Here is a 15,677-nt window from a genome sequence, read left to right as displayed (position 1 = left end):
GAATTACCAGCCGAGAAGGTAGCGCGCCCCAACCACGACAATCACCAGAGCGATGAAAATCAGCCCGACGGGAAGCCGCGGCTTGCCGTCGGGGCTGGCGCCTCGGCCGGCGGATTGTGCGGCCTTCGCACGCTGAGGGGTGGGTCGCTGCGGCTTCGGTCGTTGAAACGGCGTCACATTGTCGGCGATGGGATCGACAGGACCGCTTTGGATCGTGGGCGCCGTGCCGTGGCCACCCATCGCCGCATAATAGTTTTTGTAAACCAGGGCGATCATGGTCTCCGTCGCCTCAGTCTCCGGCTCTGTCTTGAGCAGAGCCTGGTAGCCGGCGAGATAAGCCTGGGCATCGGCCGGAAGGGAATCGGTCCCGTTCAGTTTCGCCATCATCTTCCAGGTCGCGACGTCGGCACGGGCCTGGGTGTCGGCGCGCCTGGCGATCATCATGTCAGCAGCTTTGACCACAAGTCTCTCTGTCTATTTCGTCCGCACTACGCATGTCACGAAAGATTGCCCGTGAGCAAGAGTAGCCAATTCAGAATGAAGCCGGTCGCGGTGCGCAGGATCTGCGAGATGAAATCGAGATTCAGGCCCAATTGGGTGCCAAGCATCGGTAAAATGATAATAAAACCAATCAGGATCAGCATGCCGTAGGGCTCGAGCCGGGATAGCGGGATGGCAATGACATTGGGCAGCAGTCCCACCGCCACCCGTCCGCCATCCAGCGGTGGGATCGGAAGCATGTTGAACACCGCAAGAACGATGTTGATGATCAGTGCGTTCTTGAGATTGTCGACGGTCCAGGACGCGGCTCCCGTTGGAACATAGGCGATGAGGTGGAAGGCCAGAGCGGCGAGCGCCGCCAGCAGGATGTTCATGATCGGGCCGGCGAGCGCAACCCAGACCATGTCGAGCCGGGGATTACGCAGATTGCGAAAATTGACCGGGACCGGCTTGGCGTAGCCGAACAGGAACGGCGAGTGGGACAACAGCAGCACCGCCGGCAGCAGGATGGTGCCGAACGGATCGATATGCTTGAGCGGATTGAGGCTGACGCGTCCCAGCTGCCAGGCGGTGTTGTCGCCGAGCTGGCGCGCCGCGAAGCCATGGGCGGCCTCATGAAACGTGATGGCGATGACGAGCGGCAAGACCCAGATCGAAATGTCGTAGGCGCTGATGTTTGGCAATCGTTAATCCCATCGAGTTTCTGGCGGCAAAGCTAACATGACATGGCGCGTCGCGCTGAGGCCCTTTTGTAGCAGCGAATCATGCCGAGCCTGCATGTTGTTTTCTGGTCATCCGCAGGCACCGTTGGTCGTCGGCACAGTCAGGAAAGTAATGGTCGCGGGTGCGAAGGTCACGGGGCCGGCCGCTGTCGGCTGGCCGGCGAGCTGCGGCAATTCATCACCGGCGCCAAGCGCGAGTGAATGGCCATTCAGCTGCACCGCGCTATCCCTGAGGCCGGCTGCGTCCAGCGTGTAGCGCTCCGATGCCGCCGCAAGCGTGAGTGCATGAGGGGCGTCGCGGTCGGTGTTGATCACCAGCAGCGTCACCCCGACCGCATCGCGGCGGCAGTGGGCATAGACATGCAGCCCGGCCTGGATCGGCAGGCCGGCGTCGAGCACGATCGGGCCCATCAGGCGTCGCCACAACAGCGCGCCCCAGTAACTCGGCCGCGGCGTGAACGTGACCTCGTCGAGCAGTGCATAGTCGCTCGCCGCCAGTGTGTTGTGCATCACGACGCGCACGCCTGCTTTGGCCAATCGTCCGAGTTGGTCGAGATAGCGGAAGGTGTCGAGGAATGTTGCGGCCCAAGGATTGCCGCCGCATGCGGCCTCGCCGGTCTCGGTCAGCCAGATCGGCTTGCCCGGGGCGAAGCGGTCGCGCAGCGTCTGCGCGAAGGCCAGGGCCTGGTCCGCGCCGGCGAGCCAGGTTTCGGAGAGCGCGTCGTCCGGTGTGTGGTGTCCGGCGCATCGCCGGGATAGTGCGCCATAGTGATGATAGGACACCACGTCCAAATCCGCGCCGGATGCGCTCAGCAGGGCCGGCACCGCCGCCGTCTGGCCGATCGCGCCGGGGCCGAGGATCAGCATGCGTGGCGCCTTGCGTCGCATGAACGCACGGAACGTCTTGAAATCCCGCCCGTAGGCCGAAGGGGCGTAACCGGCCGGCGCGCCGCCGATCTCGGGAAGGTCCGGCTCGTTCATGAACTCGGCGGCGGCGATGCGTCCTCCCGCGGCACGGGTGAGGGCGAGCAGCCGTCGCGCCTGCTTCGGCATCCATGCGCCTTTGGCGTCGCGCGTGCCGGGGCTGATCGCAAACGAGGTGGCAATCCGTGCATCGACGGCGCGGGCGAAATCGATGGCGCCATGCCATTGCAGGCGGGTCAAGACGCCGTTGAAGCCTTGTGGTGGCGTAGCCGATGCGGTGTTTGCGTTGGCAGGGGCTGTGGCGTTGGCCGCTGTTCCACTGATCCGCAGGTATGCCGGCCCTAGCGCTGCGGCGAGCCTGCGCAGCCGCGCGTTGGTCAGGTCGATCGGCGCGCGCTCGGCAAAGAGGTCGGATCTTGTGGCGGACCGTTGGGGTGGCGCGCCGTAAGGTCTCCAGAAACGGCCTCCCGTCACCTCGACCATTTCGATGTTATAGGACTGGAAACGTACGTCGACCGTGCCGACGCGGGGCATCTGCGCCGGTGCAAGAAGCGGCGCCGGTTCACCGGCGAGGGCGCTGGCGCAGGGGTGTGCAGCGAGCCCAAGCACCAGGCCGACGGCTCTTAAGCTGACAAACAGATGACGTTGCACGGCACTCTCACATCTGAAGTCACCATCATATGGCGCAGACCGCTTTATGAAAGTTCCTCGCAGGTGCCGCAGGGATTCAAATGATCGGTTGATCAAGACTTCAACTGATCGGAAAACTGCTCTAAACAGCGTTGCGCGTTCAACGACTTTCGGTCGCCGGAACGTGTTTGCAGCGCAGCAAAATTGCAGGAGGTTCGCACCCCCTGCTAACGGGCAATGGTCTTGCCTTGAGTGGATTGCGATGGTGCGGCCGGAATTTCCGGGGACGGCGGTGACGACGACCCCGGCTGGTGAGGGAGACAGCTCGCAAGAGCCATTGGGAGAGAAAAAAATGCGAAGAAAAATCATCCTGGCCGCATTGTCGGTTGCCGTGGCTGCCTTGGTCGGCCCGGCGGCGGCACAACAGCCGATCGTCATCAAGTTCAGCCACGTGGTGGCGCCGGATACCCCGAAGGGCAAGGGCGCACTCAAATTCCAGGAACTCGCCGAAAAGTATACCGGCGGCAAGGTCAAGGTCGAAGTCTATCCGAACTCCCAGCTCTACAAGGACAAGGAAGAGGTCGAGGCCCTTCAACTCGGCGCGGTGCAGATGCTGGCGCCGTCTCTCGCCAAGTTCGGGCCGCTGGGCGTGAAGGAGTTCGAGGTGTTCGATCTGCCTTTCATCCTGCCGGACAAGGCAGCGCTGGGACGTGTCACCAAGGGCAAGGTCGGCAAGGATCTGCTTGCCAAGCTGGAGCCGAAAGGCATCAAGGGCCTTGCCTACTGGGACAACGGCTTCAAGATCATGACCGGCAACCGGCCCATGCACAAGGTCGCGGATTTCCAGGGCATGAAGATGCGTATCCAGTCCTCCAAGGTGCTGGAAGCGGAAATGCGGGCGCTTGGCGCCATCCCGCAGGTGCTGGCGTTCTCGGAAGTCTATCAGGCGATGCAGACCGGTGTGGTCGACGGCAACGAGAATACGCCGTCGAACTGCTACACTCAGAAGATGCATGAGGTGCAGAAGCACGCCACCATCTCCAACCACGGCTACATTGGCTATGCGGTGATCGTGAACAAGAAGTTCTGGGACGGCCTGCCGTCCGACATCCGCCAGCAGCTCGAAAAGGCGATGGACGAGGCGACCGACTATTCCAACGGCATTGCCCAGAAGGAAAATGACGAGGCCATCGAAGCCATGAAGAAGGCCGGCACCACCACCTTCTATGAACTGACGCCGGCAGAGAAGGCGGAGTGGATGAAGGCGCTGCAGCCCGTGACCGACGAAATGTCGTCTCGGGTGGGCAAGAACCTGATCGCCGAGTTCGAGAAGGAAGCCAAGGGATCCACGAACTGATCAGACGTATCGTAAGGGATAACGTCATGGGCTGCGCGCCGCGCGAGGGGCTTGGCGCGCAGCCCGCAATCTTCTAGGCAATAGCTGCACAAGGCGCGAAAACGCGCTCGGCGACGGGTGGGGGACAATCCTTGAAAATCCTGCTGCGTATCCTCGATCGTCTCGAGGAAATCCTGATCGCTTCGCTGATCGCGGGGGCGACGTTGGTGATTTTCGTCGCGGTGCTGCATCGCTACGGCTCCGGTATTCGCGCGTTCTATCCATATCTGCGCCACATTCACATATCCTGGGCACAAGAGCTGTGCATTTACATGTTCGTGTGGATGGCGAAATTCGGCGCGGCCTACGGTGTGCGCACCGGCATCCATGTCGGCGTCGATGTTCTGGTCAACCAGTTGCGGCCGGCCTGGCGCAGGGGGACCGTACTGTTCAGCTTGCTGAGCGGGGCATTCTTTACCGCCGTCATCGGCACCATGGGGGCGAAATTCGTCCTCGGGCTGATGGGGACCGACCAGACATCGCCCGATCTCGAAGTGCCGAGCTGGATCGTCTATCTCTGCATTCCGCTTGGCTCCTACCTGATGTGTTTCCGTTTCCTGCAGGTGGCGTGGTCGTTCTGGCGCACCGGCGCGCTGCCGCATCATGACGAAAGCCGCGTCGAAGGTATCGAGGTCGACAGCGGCAAGGCGATGACCGAGGCGCTGCGATGAACAGCCTCATCATCTTTGCACTGCTGATCGCCCTGATGCTGACCGGGATGCCGATCTCGATCGCGCTCGGTCTCACCGTGCTCACTTTCATGTTCACGCTGACCAGCGTGCCGATCGAATCGGTGGCGCTGAAGCTGTTCACCGGGATCGAGAGCTTCGAGATCATGGCGATCCCGTTCTTCATCCTGGCCGGCAATTTCCTGACCCATGGCGGCGTCGCACGCCGCATGATCAATTTCGCCACCTCGATGGTCGGCCACTGGTATGGTGGTCTCGGACTGGCTGGCGTGCTGGCATGCGCGCTGTTTGCAGCGATCTCCGGCTCGTCACCGGCGACTGTGGTCGCGATCGGCTCGATCCTGATGCCGGCGATGGTGAAGCAAGGCTTTCCCAAGCGGTTTGGCGCCGGTGTCATCACCACCTCGGGGGCGCTTGGCATCCTGATCCCGCCCTCAATCGTGATGGTGATCTATGCCGTCGCGACCGGCGGCAGCGTGGCGCTCGGACCGACAGGGCAGCGGGTCTCGTCGGCGTCCGTAGGCCAGCTGTTCATGGCGGGCGTGATCCCCGGCCTGCTGCTGGCGACGTTGCTGGGCATGACCACATTCTACCGCGCCTGGCGTAATGATTACCCCCGCATGCCTCGCGCCAGCTGGGCTGAGCGCTTCGATGCCTTCCGCAAGTCGATCTGGGGCCTGCTCCTGATCCTGATCGTGCTCGGCGGTATCTACACCGGCATGTTTACACCGACTGAAGCTGCCGCCATGGCTGCGGTCTATGCTTTCGTCATCGCGGTCTTCGTCTATCGCGATATGTCGTTGAAGGATGTGCCGCGGGTATTGCTCGGCTCCGCCAACATGAGTGCGATGATCCTCTACATCATCACCAACGCCGTGCTGTTCTCCTTCATGATGACCAACGAGCAGATCCCGCAGCAGCTGACGGCGTGGATCACCGCGATGGGGGTCAACAAGTATACCTTCCTGCTGTTCGTCAATGTGCTGCTGCTGGTTGCGGGCAATGTGATGGAAGCGAGCTCGATCGTGCTGATCACCGCGCCGCTGCTGTTTCCGATCGCGGTCAGCCTCGGCATACATCCGGTGCATCTCGGCATCCTGATGACGGTGAACATGGAGGTGGGCATGTGCCATCCGCCGGTCGGCCTCAACCTCTATGTCGCCTCGGGCATCGCCAAGATGGGCATTACGGAGCTGACTATTGCGGTATGGCCGTGGCTGCTCACCATGCTCGGTTTCCTGGTCGTCGTGACTTACGTGCCGGAACTGTCGCTCTGGCTGCCGCGGCTGTTGGGTATGCTGTAAGATTGCGTGATGTTTCCGGCGTCGCACGCTGACACAGGTCTGAATAGCCATACATCTTTCTATCCAAACCTTAAGTTGAATGGAGCTTCCGAGGCGCCCATGTTGAAGCGGGGCGTTACCTGGAGGTTCTGATGAAGAAGATCATTCTCGCCGGTGTTGCAGCCGCCGCGCTGGCCGGTTCCACCGCCGTCTACGCGCAGCACCGCGGCTGGGATGGCGACCGCGGGTCCTGGCGTCACTCCCGCATGAGTGCGGAAGACCGGCTTGCATTCGTCGACGCGCGCATCGCCGCGGTGAAGGCCGGGCTGAAACTCACGGCGGAGCAGGAGAAGAACTGGCCGGCGATCGAGAGCGCGGTGCGCGATTTCGCCAAGCAGCGCATCGACCGCGCCAACGCCTCGACCGACACCAAGGAACAACAGGATCCGATTGCCCGCCTGCGCGAGCGCTCCGACCGGATGGCGGCCACGGCCGCCGGCCTGAAGAAGATCGCGGACGCCGCCGATCCGCTCTACAAGACCCTGGACGAGGGCCAGAAGCGGCGCCTGACCTTCCTGACCCGCATGGGTGGCCATCATCACGGCGGCTGGCGCGAGCATTTCCGCCGCGGCGGCGACCGGGATTTCGACAGTGGCGGCGACCGTGGCCGCGGTCCGGACCGGGACGACGGGCCGAGCCGGCTCTGAGCCTCGATTCCGTCCCTCGGAAAGACCGAAAAGCCGCTGATTCTCAGTGGCTTTTCGCCGTTTGGGGAGAAGCTCCGGACAGCCCCGAAATTTCTCCCAAAGATGCGGGAAAACCTTGCCCGCATTGCTGGACATGGGGGGCCCGCTTTGCTACACGACGCCCTCCCGCATCGATATCCGGACGGGTTCCGGGCGCATAGCTCAGTTGGTAGAGCAGCTGACTCTTAATCAGCGGGTCCCAGGTTCGAGCCCTGGTGCGCCCACCATATAAATCAAGCACTTAGCGGTTTGAGCAAACGGCAAAACCAGCGCCGTTTACACCACCGTTTACAGTTTTGTTCTCGCCTCGAGCTTTAGCACCGCAGCTTCTGCTAGCTGAATGTCGCGACCGAGGTAGTGCGCATCGAGAATGGCCTCGACGTCCTTCAACGAATGACCGGTGACGGCCGCGATCTGCGGTACGCTGGCGCCTGCGATCGCAAGGCGAACCACCGCCGTGCCGCGCAAATCATGAAGCGTCAGGCCGTCGATACCGGCACGCTCGCAAGCCTTTCCCCACGACGTGCGAAAGCCATCGGACGTCCAGGGCCGGCCCAGCGTGTTCGTGAGGATAAGCGGCCCCCGGCGGCTCGTCGCATCGAGCAGGGTCCTCAACTCGACCTCGGCGGCGAAGTCGCCATCGGCGGTGTCGTGAACGGCGAGGTCGGCCGCACCCGTCAGGTCTTCGGAAATGCAGTCCAACAGCATCGCTTCTCCAGCGTCATCACCTCGTCCCCCTTGCAGCGGCGAGGTGTAGGCGAGGCGCCCACAGATTGAGAGCGCCACAAATGACCGCGACTGCGTCAGAGCCTAAATTATCCGTTTTCCTTGAACGCCCAGCCCCGCCAGCGTGCCTTCTTCCACGGCCTGGAAGAACTTGCGTGAGCCTAGCACGTCGCCTGCGAAGGTAACTGCGATGCCCTTGGCCATCAGATCCTTGCCAATAGCTTGTCGCGGCTCGTAACCGGTACAGATGATAACGTTATCGATATTCTTCAGAATCCGCTGAATCTGGCCGGCGGGTTCGACGTCGATCCAATCCGGGCCGATGGCATGCACCTTCGTATTTGCCATCGTTTCGATTCCAAGTTCGCGGACGCGATCGAGGAAATAGACATGGTCGGCCCACACAGCCTTGGTCAACAGGCCGGATCTCGCAACGATCATCACCTTGTGCCCGCGGTGAGCCAGGAAATCCGCGACCTCGATACCGACAAGCCCTCCACCAACGACAACGCAAGTCTTGCCGGCCTTGCGGGTTTCAGCAATCACCTGCCAGCCAAAGATCACATGCGGCTGGTTGATACCGGGGATATCAGGCAATCGGCTATCGGCGCCTGTCGATACAATGACGTGATTGGGTGAAAGAGCCGCCACCTTCTCCGCCCCCCAGTCGCGGCCGAGATGAACCTTGACGCCCTCGTGAACGATCCTTCGTCTGAAATAATGAAGCGCATTCTCGAGCTCCTCGCGGTGCGGTGGGCGATGCGCCAGAAGAAGCTGGCCGCCCAGCTCGCGGCTACGCTCGATAAGATGTGTCTCATGTCCGCGCCGCGCCGCGGTCAACGTCGCCGCCATGCCTGCAACGCCCGCACCGATCACGACAACCCGGCGCGAGACCGGCTTCTGCCGCATCATCTCCTGGAATTCCAGCTCCCGGCTGGCCATCGGGTTCATCGTGCACGCAATGCCCCGGTGCCGATGTACCGAGGCGACGCATTCGTTACAGGCAATGCACGGCACGATCGCCTCGACATCGCCGGATTGCGCCTTTGCGACGAAATAGGGATCCGCGACGAGCGCGCGGCTGAGACACACAAAATCCGCATCGCCATTGGCGAGCATAGTGTCTGCGACTTCAGGCGTATTGATGCGACCGACTGCCATCACGGGAACAGAGACGTCCCGTTTCACGGCCGCGGCAAGCACGGCATAGCACCCGCGTGCCCCGCTCATGCCAGGGATGATTGCGTAAGGGCGCGACGCGTGAATGCCCGCCGAGACGCTGATCGCATCCGCGCCGGCCCGCTCGAGAATGCGAGCGGTCTCGACGGCCTCAGCGATCTCAATGCCGCCCTCGAACATGTGCTGCCGTTCATGCGACAGATTACGGGGTAATCTTCGCCGAGCCGTGTCTTGATCGCACGGAGGATTTCCACGTAGAAGCGCGACCGCTTTTCGACCGAACCGCCATAATCATCCTCGCGGCGGTTCGCCACCGGCGACAGAAACTGGCCGGTCAGATAGGCATGGGCGCCGTGCAATTCGACGGCATCGAAGCCGGCCTGGCGCGCCCGCTCCGCCGCATCGGCAAAGGCGCTGACAACGCTCTGGATTTCCTCGACCATCATTTCGCGCGGCAGAGCCGGAGCGCCGACCGACGTATAGAGCGAGATGATCGGCGAAGGCGCGACCGGCACGTGACCGGTTATCTCGGTGCGAGATTCACGGCCGCCATGAGCAATCTGCAACGCGGCCTTGGCCCCGCCGGCATGGATCGACTCAACGAGGCGTCGCATGCCGGGAATGAAGTGATCGTCGTGCAGCATGCTGTTGAAGCGCAACCGTCGACCGATTTCGTCCACATAGGTCGCCTCGACGACCAACAGCCCGGTGCCGCCGCGCGCCCGTTCGGCATAGAAGGCGATCATGGCATCGGTAACGTTAGCCCAACGCGGTATGCCCTATCCGGGAATCCTCCCGCCTGATCAGATCGCCAAGCGATGGTCGTTGAACGACTAAAGCGCGGTCATCGGAGCAGCTTTTGGATCACTCCAACTGGGACACCAGCCGATGTTCATCGTGGCGAGGATTGCTGTGATGGTTGCCACGTTGATCTGGACGAGCGGCCTCCTGATGGCTGCCCCGGTTCTCGATGCGAGCGCATCTGATTTTGAAATCCGCGTCGGAAATATCATGCCATACACGGGGCCATTGGCTGGATTTGGCACGATCGGAAAAGCCGAGGCCGCTTATTTTGACATGATCAACGCGCGCGGTGGAATCAACGGTCGCAAGATCAGGTTCATCTCCTACGATGACAGTTCGGATCCTCGGACCGCTATCGAACAAACGCGAAAACTGGTTGAGCAGGACAAGGTGCTTTTGATGTTCGGATCGTTCGGGACGCCGGGCAATTTCGCCGTACATCCCTATTTGAACGAGAACAATATCCCGCAACTGTTTGTCGCGTCAGGAGACTAGGAGTGGGATAGGCCAAAGACCTTTCCCTGGACGATGGGTTGGCAGCCGCCTTTTCGCGCCGAGGGACAGATTTTCGCAAATTACATCGAGGCTTATTTTCCGGGACGAACGATCGCGGTGCTCTGGCAGAACGATCAGTTCGGACGCGATCTGTATTCAGGTTTGGAGGAGAGTCTGGGTAACGGAGCGAGCAGGATTGTCGTCGACATGACGTTTGACATTTCGGACAAGTCGATCGAGCGACAGATCGATGTGCTGCGGGATTCGGGCGCGGAGATCCTGGTGTTTGACGGAGCGCCGGCAATTGGTGCGCTCGCCATTCGACGAGCGGCCGATATCGGATGGCACCCGGTGTTTCTCCTGGGTAATGCATCGGCGTCCATCGCCAATGCGTTGAGGCCTGCCGGACTTCAGAATGCGACAGGTGTGATCTCTGCAGCGTTTCTCAAGGATGCAGGCGATCCGACATGGCGGAACGATCCGGGAATGCAAGAGTGGTCGTCATTCATGGACAAGTATTATCCCGATGGGGACAAGGACGACTCCGCTGCAGTCTTCGGATATGCGGCCGCCGAGACCTTGGCGCAGGTGCTGCGACAATGCGGCGATGATCTTTCACGGACCAATATCATGCATCAGGCAGCTTCGCTTGTGAACTACCACAATTCCGTCCTGCTTCCTGGTATCGCGATCGGTACGAGTGCCACGGAGTTTCGACCGATCGAGCAAATGCAGCTGGTGCAGTTCGATGGCCGCACGTGGGTGCCGTTTGGGAGCGTGCTCGATACAGCATTCGTTGGAGGTGTGAACCATTGAGCTTGGTCCGGCCACCGCGGTTTGCTCCCAACTGTTAACGGGCTCTCACGACACGTAACAAACGATCCGCGGGCTTTCGTGCGAAAGCATTGAAAGTGGAGTTTCGTCTCGGCCTTTCGGTCTCCTGGTATCATCGTTTATTCCCTTGACGCGGAATCGTCCATTGGACGCTGGAATTGAAAATCCGTCCGGCAACAGGATTAGCGGATCGCTTGTCGTCGCTGTTCTGGTGTTGCTGCTCGTGGCCGCCGGTGTGATCGGCTATCTCGGCTGGACGATCTCGAATGCGGACGTCCCGATGTCGGGCTACGTTGCCATGGCGCTCGGTGTCTTTTTTTTCGTTGGCCGTTGGTGTCGGCCTGATGGCACTTGTGTTCTACAGTAGTCGCAAGGGGTTCGACGAACCGGCGATGCTGATCCGGGACTCGGATGAGGCCGACGAGGTTGAGACGCGCCCGGAGCAGAAGCGGTAGACCATCAGGCTGTCCTCGTCTGACAAATTCAATCAACGATTCATCCAAAGGAGGCACTCATGAAAGTACTGATGGTCATCACATCCCACGATCAGCTGGGTAACACCGGGCGAAAGACGGGCTTCTGGCTAGAGGAGCTTGCAGCTCCCTACTACGTCTTCAAAGATGCCGGCGTGGAGGTGACACTCGCGTCTCCGAAGGGCGGACGGCCGCCCACTCGACCCCAAGAGCAACGAGGCCACTTTCCGCACTGACCTTACGCTTCGGTTTGAGAAGGATGCTGTTGCGCAGGCCCAGCTCGACAGGACCGTTCGCCTCGACAGCGTCAGGCAAGAAGACTTCGACACCGTTTTCTATCCGGGCGGGCATGGCCCAATGTGGAATCTCGCTGAAGATAGGCACTCCGTCAAGTTGATCGAATCTTTTCTGGCTGCCGGCAAGACAATCGCAGTCGTATGTCACTCCACGGGTGCGCTGCGTCATGTCCAGACGGCGGACGGCAAGCCCCTGGTTCAGGGAAAAGAGGTTACAGGCTTCACCGACGGTGAGGAGGAAGAAGTCGGCCTCACCAAGGTGGTGCCTTTCCTTGTCGAAGACGAGATGTTGAAGCTGGGCGCTACCTTTTCGAAGAAGGGCAACTGGGAAGTTCACGTGGTCAGCGACGGCTTGCTGATCACGGGGCAAAATCCGGGTTCCTCAGGCCCGGCCGCGAAGGCTCTGATGGCTGCGGTGAAGCAAAGCGCCAAGCCGACCGTCACCGCCCGGGCCTCTTAAATCGAATGCTGGATCGAATGCGGCGCGTTGCCGTTGGGGAGGCGCGATCGGTGCGCGCTTCTCCACGGTACCTGCTTGCTAATCGACGCGGGTTGGCTCCGAGCTCCGAGCACGCGTTGAAGCGTCTATATTGCCGGCGCGAGGCGCGTGTAGGCTTATCGCTCTCGGCCTTTGGGAATTACTCCAATCCGAAGGCGGCTTCATTTGGAAACGGTGGCCAAGCTATTGATATTGCTGAAGGGCGTTTGAGCTGTTTCTTCCAAACGCGCCTTGAAATCGTTGAATAATCAAACTGATTTTGATTCTGCCATTCCCATGTTCGGCCGGTCCTTCTCAGCCAAGACTGAAGGCATTGAGCTTGTTGCGTAAAGACCAACGCTCGGGGGTAGAGTTTAGAGCCCATTTGGAAGTCGCTGCGAACGCTTCTCTTTCCGAGCGGACCTATTGGTTTGATTTTGAACTTACTCAGGCTCCGTTGCCACACGCGCGCTCGATGTCTCAGCGAACGCCGTTCTCGTTGCGAAAGGCCGCAATGAAATCGCAACGAATTGGGTGAAACGACCGTGAACAAAGCTGGACGCGGCGGATCACCACACCAAGAAAGATCAATAGCCTAGAAGTCGCTCACTGCGTTCGGGACGCAGGGGACTGTTGCTTCAGACGGCTACGATCAGCGTATGTCGGTATCGGTGGTTGCGAGTCTCCGATTTGAATCTACCGTTCGACAAGCTTCTGAGCTTAGGCGGACGATCGGAGGAAATATCGCAGATTTGCATCGTGTGGGGAGAAGCGGTAGCGGTCTCGGTCGCCGTGTCTCGACGTGAGGCGCACCGCGCCATTCCGAACGGACTTCACAGCCACTATGCCCGAGCTTAAGTTTTCGGCACGCACGGGGCTCCAAAAACTACCCGAAGCGATTGGGACGGACCGCCTCTCCAGACACGGGACCGGAGTGCTGTTACCAGCCTCCACGACTACAACGCATAGGAGGTCGGCATAGTATTTGCTTAGTTCATTCGGTCGATCCCGCAACTTGATCGCGGTTATGGAGCCGAGATGCCCACCAAACCATTTCACTTGGCCTGGTTCCTTCAGGGATCGAGCGTGCAGGCCTGGGGTGAGTCCTGGACCGGACATATCGGCCAGACCTGGATGGAGCCTGAGCTGTTCCTGAACGCGGCGCGCGCGCTCGAGCGAGCCTGCTTCGACTACATCCTGCTCGAAGATTCGTCCTACGTCGGCGAGAGCTTCGGTGGCTCGACCGACATCTATCTCAAGAACGGCATCGCGGTGCCGCGTCAGGATCCGTCGGTGGTGGCGGCGCTGATGACGCAGGGGACATCGCGCATCGGCATCGTGCCTACTTTTGGAACATATGCCTATCATCCCTATTTGCTTGCCCGCCTGGTGGCGACGCTCGACCAGGTGTCGGGCGGGCGCATCGGCTGGAATGCCGTCACCGGCAGTTCGGACTTCGCGGCCATGAACTTCGGCATGCCAGGCATGCCGGAGCACGATCTGCGCTATGACATGGCTGACGAATACATGGAGGTCTGCAATGGCCTGTGGGATTCGTGGGAGCCGGGCGCCATCATCGCCGACCGCAAGAGCGGCGTACTGGTCGATCCCACCAAGGTCCACGCCGTCAATTACAGCGGCAAGTATTACAAGACGCGCGGCCCGCTCAACTCGGGGCCGGCGCCGCAGGGCCGGCCCGTGATCGCCCAGGCCGGCGGCTCGCCGCGCGGACGCAAGTTCGCCGCCGCCCATGCCGACACCATCGTGGTCCATACCAAGGGCATCGAGGCGATGCGCGCCTACCGCGACGACGTGCACAAGCACATGATCGCATGCGGCCGCAAACCTTCCGATTGCAAGGTGCTCTATCTCATCAATCCGATTCTCGGCGAGAGCATGGCCGACGCCCAGGAGCGCAGGAAGAAGCGGGCCGCCATCGCGTTGGGGCGCATCGATGAGCGGCTCGCGCATTTCGGCAAGGTAACCAATATCGACTTCGGCAAGTTCGATCTCGACAAGCCGCTGCCCGATGATGTGACCACCAACGGCCATCAGCAAAATCTCGAGCAATACCGCCTGATGGCGAAAGGGCGCTCGATCCGGGAGACGATGGCGAGCTTCAATGCGGTCGACATGTCGGTCGAGCTCTGCGGCACGCCCGACGCCGTCGCCGCACAGATGGGCGAGGTGATGCAGGAGGTCGGCGGCGACGGATTCCTGTTCTCGATGCCCAACGTCAACCGCCGCACACTCGCCGAGATCGAGGACGGGCTGGTGCCGGCGCTGCAGGATCGCGGCCTGATGCGCAAAGCCTACGAGCACAAGCATTTCCGCGACAATCTTCTGGCGTACTGATCACCCCTAGCAGGAAGGCAGAAAGCCGTCATGCGCGATCATCGTTCTCCGACCAAATTCAATCGCCGCGCGGCAATCGGTCTGCTGGGCGCAGGCCTTGCGGCGCCGTTTATCCGCCCTGGTCACGCCGAGGCGGCGTGGCCGGAGCAGACCACGATCCCCGACATCCTGAAGGGCAGCGGCGAGGTTCGCATCGCCACCTTCGGCGGCACGATGCAGGAGACCCAGCAAAAGGCTTATTTCGAGCCGTTCGAGAGGTTGTCCGGCATCAAGGTGCATGCCTTTCCCGGCACCAACCCGACCAAGATCAAGGCCATGGTCGAGACCGGCAACGTCGAATGGGACATCGCCCAGCTCAGCCGCGGCTCGATCATGAACCTGCAGAAGCAAGGCGACTACTTCGAGAAGATCGACTATTCCCTGGTCGATGACGGTGTCGGCGCCGCCTACCGCTTCGAATACGGCCTCGAGATGCTGGTGTGGGCGCAGGTGATGGGCTATCGGACCGACGCCTTCAAGGGCGACGCGCCTAAAGGCTGGGCAGACTTCTGGGACACCAAGAAATTTCCCGGCGACCGAGCCATGGGCGGCACCGGCGCCGGCGGCTGGCCCGAGATGGAATTCGCCCTGATGGCGGCCGGCGTGCCGGCCGACAAGCTCTATCCGCTCGATATCGACAAGGCTTTCGCAAGCTACGAGGGGATCAAGAAGGCGGTCGTCAAATGGTGGGACACCGGCGCCGTGCCGATCCAGCTTCTGACCGACCGCGAGGTCGCCATGACAACCGTCTGGAACGGCCGCATGGCTGCGCTGCAGGCGGCGAACGTTCCCGCCGCCATATGCTGGAATCAGGGGCTGATGAAGCGCGACGCCTGGGGCATCCCCAAGGGCGCCAAGAACGCCACGAATGCGATGAAGTTCGCAGCCTATTCGACCATGGCGATTCCGCAGGCCCGCATCGCCTTCGGAATCCCCTACGGTCAGGTCAACGCCAAGTCGAACGACTACATCCCGCCCGAACGGCTTGCCGTGCTGCCCAGCGCCCCCGCCATCAGATCGCAGCTTGTGAACTATGACTATGATTGGTGGATCGACAATCGCGACACGGTCGTTGGTCGCTTCAACAAATGGCTGCTGAGCTGACGA

Annotated in this window: 13 protein-coding genes, 1 tRNA gene and 2 pseudogenes; 10 read left to right on the top strand and 6 right to left on the bottom strand. The window is 61.1% G+C overall.

The window, feature by feature from the left end:
* Positions 1-3: 3 nt before the first annotated feature.
* From RS897_RS01750 to RS897_RS01740, 3 genes are all read right to left on the bottom strand, one after another.
* The gene (locus tag RS897_RS01750) at positions 4-462 is read right to left on the bottom strand and encodes a hypothetical protein (protein ID WP_315834898.1); all 459 of its coding nucleotides are present in this window, start codon (positions 460-462) and stop codon (positions 4-6) included.
* Positions 463-497: 35 nt separating this feature from the next.
* The gene (locus RS897_RS01745; protein WP_315834897.1) at positions 498-1,184 is read right to left on the bottom strand and encodes a site-2 protease family protein; all 687 of its coding nucleotides are present in this window, start codon (positions 1,182-1,184) and stop codon (positions 498-500) included.
* A gap of 108 nt (positions 1,185-1,292) precedes the next feature.
* Positions 1,293-2,798, bottom strand: coding sequence for a glycosyl hydrolase family 79 N-terminal domain-containing protein (locus RS897_RS01740; RefSeq protein ID WP_315834896.1), 1,506 nt, complete (start codon positions 2,796-2,798; stop codon positions 1,293-1,295).
* A gap of 331 nt (positions 2,799-3,129) precedes the next feature.
* On the opposite strand from RS897_RS01740, the gene RS897_RS01735 reads away from it, so the two are divergent.
* From RS897_RS01735 to RS897_RS01715, 5 genes are all read left to right on the top strand, one after another.
* Positions 3,130-4,134 (top strand): TRAP transporter substrate-binding protein, encoded by a 1,005-nt coding sequence (locus RS897_RS01735; RefSeq protein WP_315834895.1) that lies wholly within the window; start codon positions 3,130-3,132, stop codon positions 4,132-4,134.
* A 131-nt stretch (positions 4,135-4,265) separates the two neighbouring features.
* Positions 4,266-4,844 carry a TRAP transporter small permease gene (locus RS897_RS01730; protein WP_315834894.1) on the top strand — a complete coding sequence of 193 codons (579 nt, stop codon included), beginning with the start codon at positions 4,266-4,268 and terminating at the stop codon, positions 4,842-4,844.
* On the top strand, positions 4,841-6,166 hold the full coding sequence (locus RS897_RS01725; RefSeq protein WP_315834893.1) for a TRAP transporter large permease: 1,326 nt from the start codon (positions 4,841-4,843) through the stop codon (positions 6,164-6,166). The genes RS897_RS01730 and RS897_RS01725 overlap by 4 nt, the downstream gene beginning before the upstream one ends.
* A 131-nt stretch (positions 6,167-6,297) precedes the next feature.
* Positions 6,298-6,852, top strand: a complete 555-nt coding sequence (locus tag RS897_RS01720; RefSeq protein WP_315834892.1) for a Spy/CpxP family protein refolding chaperone — start codon at positions 6,298-6,300, stop codon at positions 6,850-6,852.
* Positions 6,853-7,042: 190 nt separating this feature from the next.
* Positions 7,043-7,118 (top strand) — tRNA-Lys (locus tag RS897_RS01715).
* Positions 7,119-7,179: 61 nt separating this feature from the next.
* On the opposite strand, the gene RS897_RS01710 is transcribed toward RS897_RS01715, so the two are convergent.
* From RS897_RS01710 to RS897_RS01700, 3 genes are all read right to left on the bottom strand, one after another.
* The gene (locus RS897_RS01710; RefSeq protein ID WP_315834891.1) at positions 7,180-7,593 is read right to left on the bottom strand and encodes a tyrosine-type recombinase/integrase; all 414 of its coding nucleotides are present in this window, start codon (positions 7,591-7,593) and stop codon (positions 7,180-7,182) included.
* A gap of 108 nt (positions 7,594-7,701) precedes the next feature.
* A complete protein-coding gene (locus RS897_RS01705) occupies positions 7,702-8,928 on the bottom strand; it encodes an FAD-dependent oxidoreductase (RefSeq protein WP_315838947.1) in 1,227 nt (408 codons plus the stop codon).
* Positions 8,844-9,542 (bottom strand): NADH:flavin oxidoreductase, encoded by a 699-nt coding sequence (locus RS897_RS01700; RefSeq protein WP_315834890.1) that lies wholly within the window; start codon positions 9,540-9,542, stop codon positions 8,844-8,846. Before RS897_RS01700 ends, RS897_RS01705 begins: the two co-directional genes overlap by 85 nt.
* A gap of 142 nt (positions 9,543-9,684) precedes the next feature.
* Here RS897_RS01700 and RS897_RS01695 point away from each other — a divergent pair.
* The 5 genes and pseudogenes from RS897_RS01695 to RS897_RS01675 all read left to right on the top strand — a co-directional run bounded on the left by RS897_RS01695 (position 9,685) and on the right by RS897_RS01675 (position 15,674).
* Positions 9,685-10,911, top strand: a pseudogene (locus RS897_RS01695) (ABC transporter substrate-binding protein).
* Between the two features lie 163 nt (positions 10,912-11,074).
* A complete protein-coding gene (locus tag RS897_RS01690; RefSeq protein ID WP_315834889.1) occupies positions 11,075-11,296 on the top strand; it encodes a hypothetical protein in 222 nt (73 codons plus the stop codon).
* A 147-nt stretch (positions 11,297-11,443) separates the two neighbouring features.
* A pseudogene (locus tag RS897_RS01685) lies at positions 11,444-12,158 on the top strand (type 1 glutamine amidotransferase domain-containing protein).
* A 1,056-nt stretch (positions 12,159-13,214) separates the two neighbouring features.
* A complete protein-coding gene (locus RS897_RS01680; RefSeq protein ID WP_315834888.1) occupies positions 13,215-14,531 on the top strand; it encodes an NtaA/DmoA family FMN-dependent monooxygenase in 1,317 nt (438 codons plus the stop codon).
* Between the two features lie 30 nt (positions 14,532-14,561).
* Positions 14,562-15,674, top strand: coding sequence for an ABC transporter substrate-binding protein (locus tag RS897_RS01675; RefSeq protein ID WP_315834887.1), 1,113 nt, complete (start codon positions 14,562-14,564; stop codon positions 15,672-15,674).
* Positions 15,675-15,677 lie beyond the last annotated feature (3 nt).

It is taken from the genome of Bradyrhizobium prioriisuperbiae, from assembly GCF_032397745.1.
Taxonomy (GTDB): Bacteria; Pseudomonadota; Alphaproteobacteria; order Rhizobiales; family Xanthobacteraceae; genus Bradyrhizobium_A; species Bradyrhizobium_A prioriisuperbiae.
The sequence above is the reverse complement of the archived record's forward strand: the minus strand, read 5'-3'. Positions and strand labels throughout refer to the sequence as shown.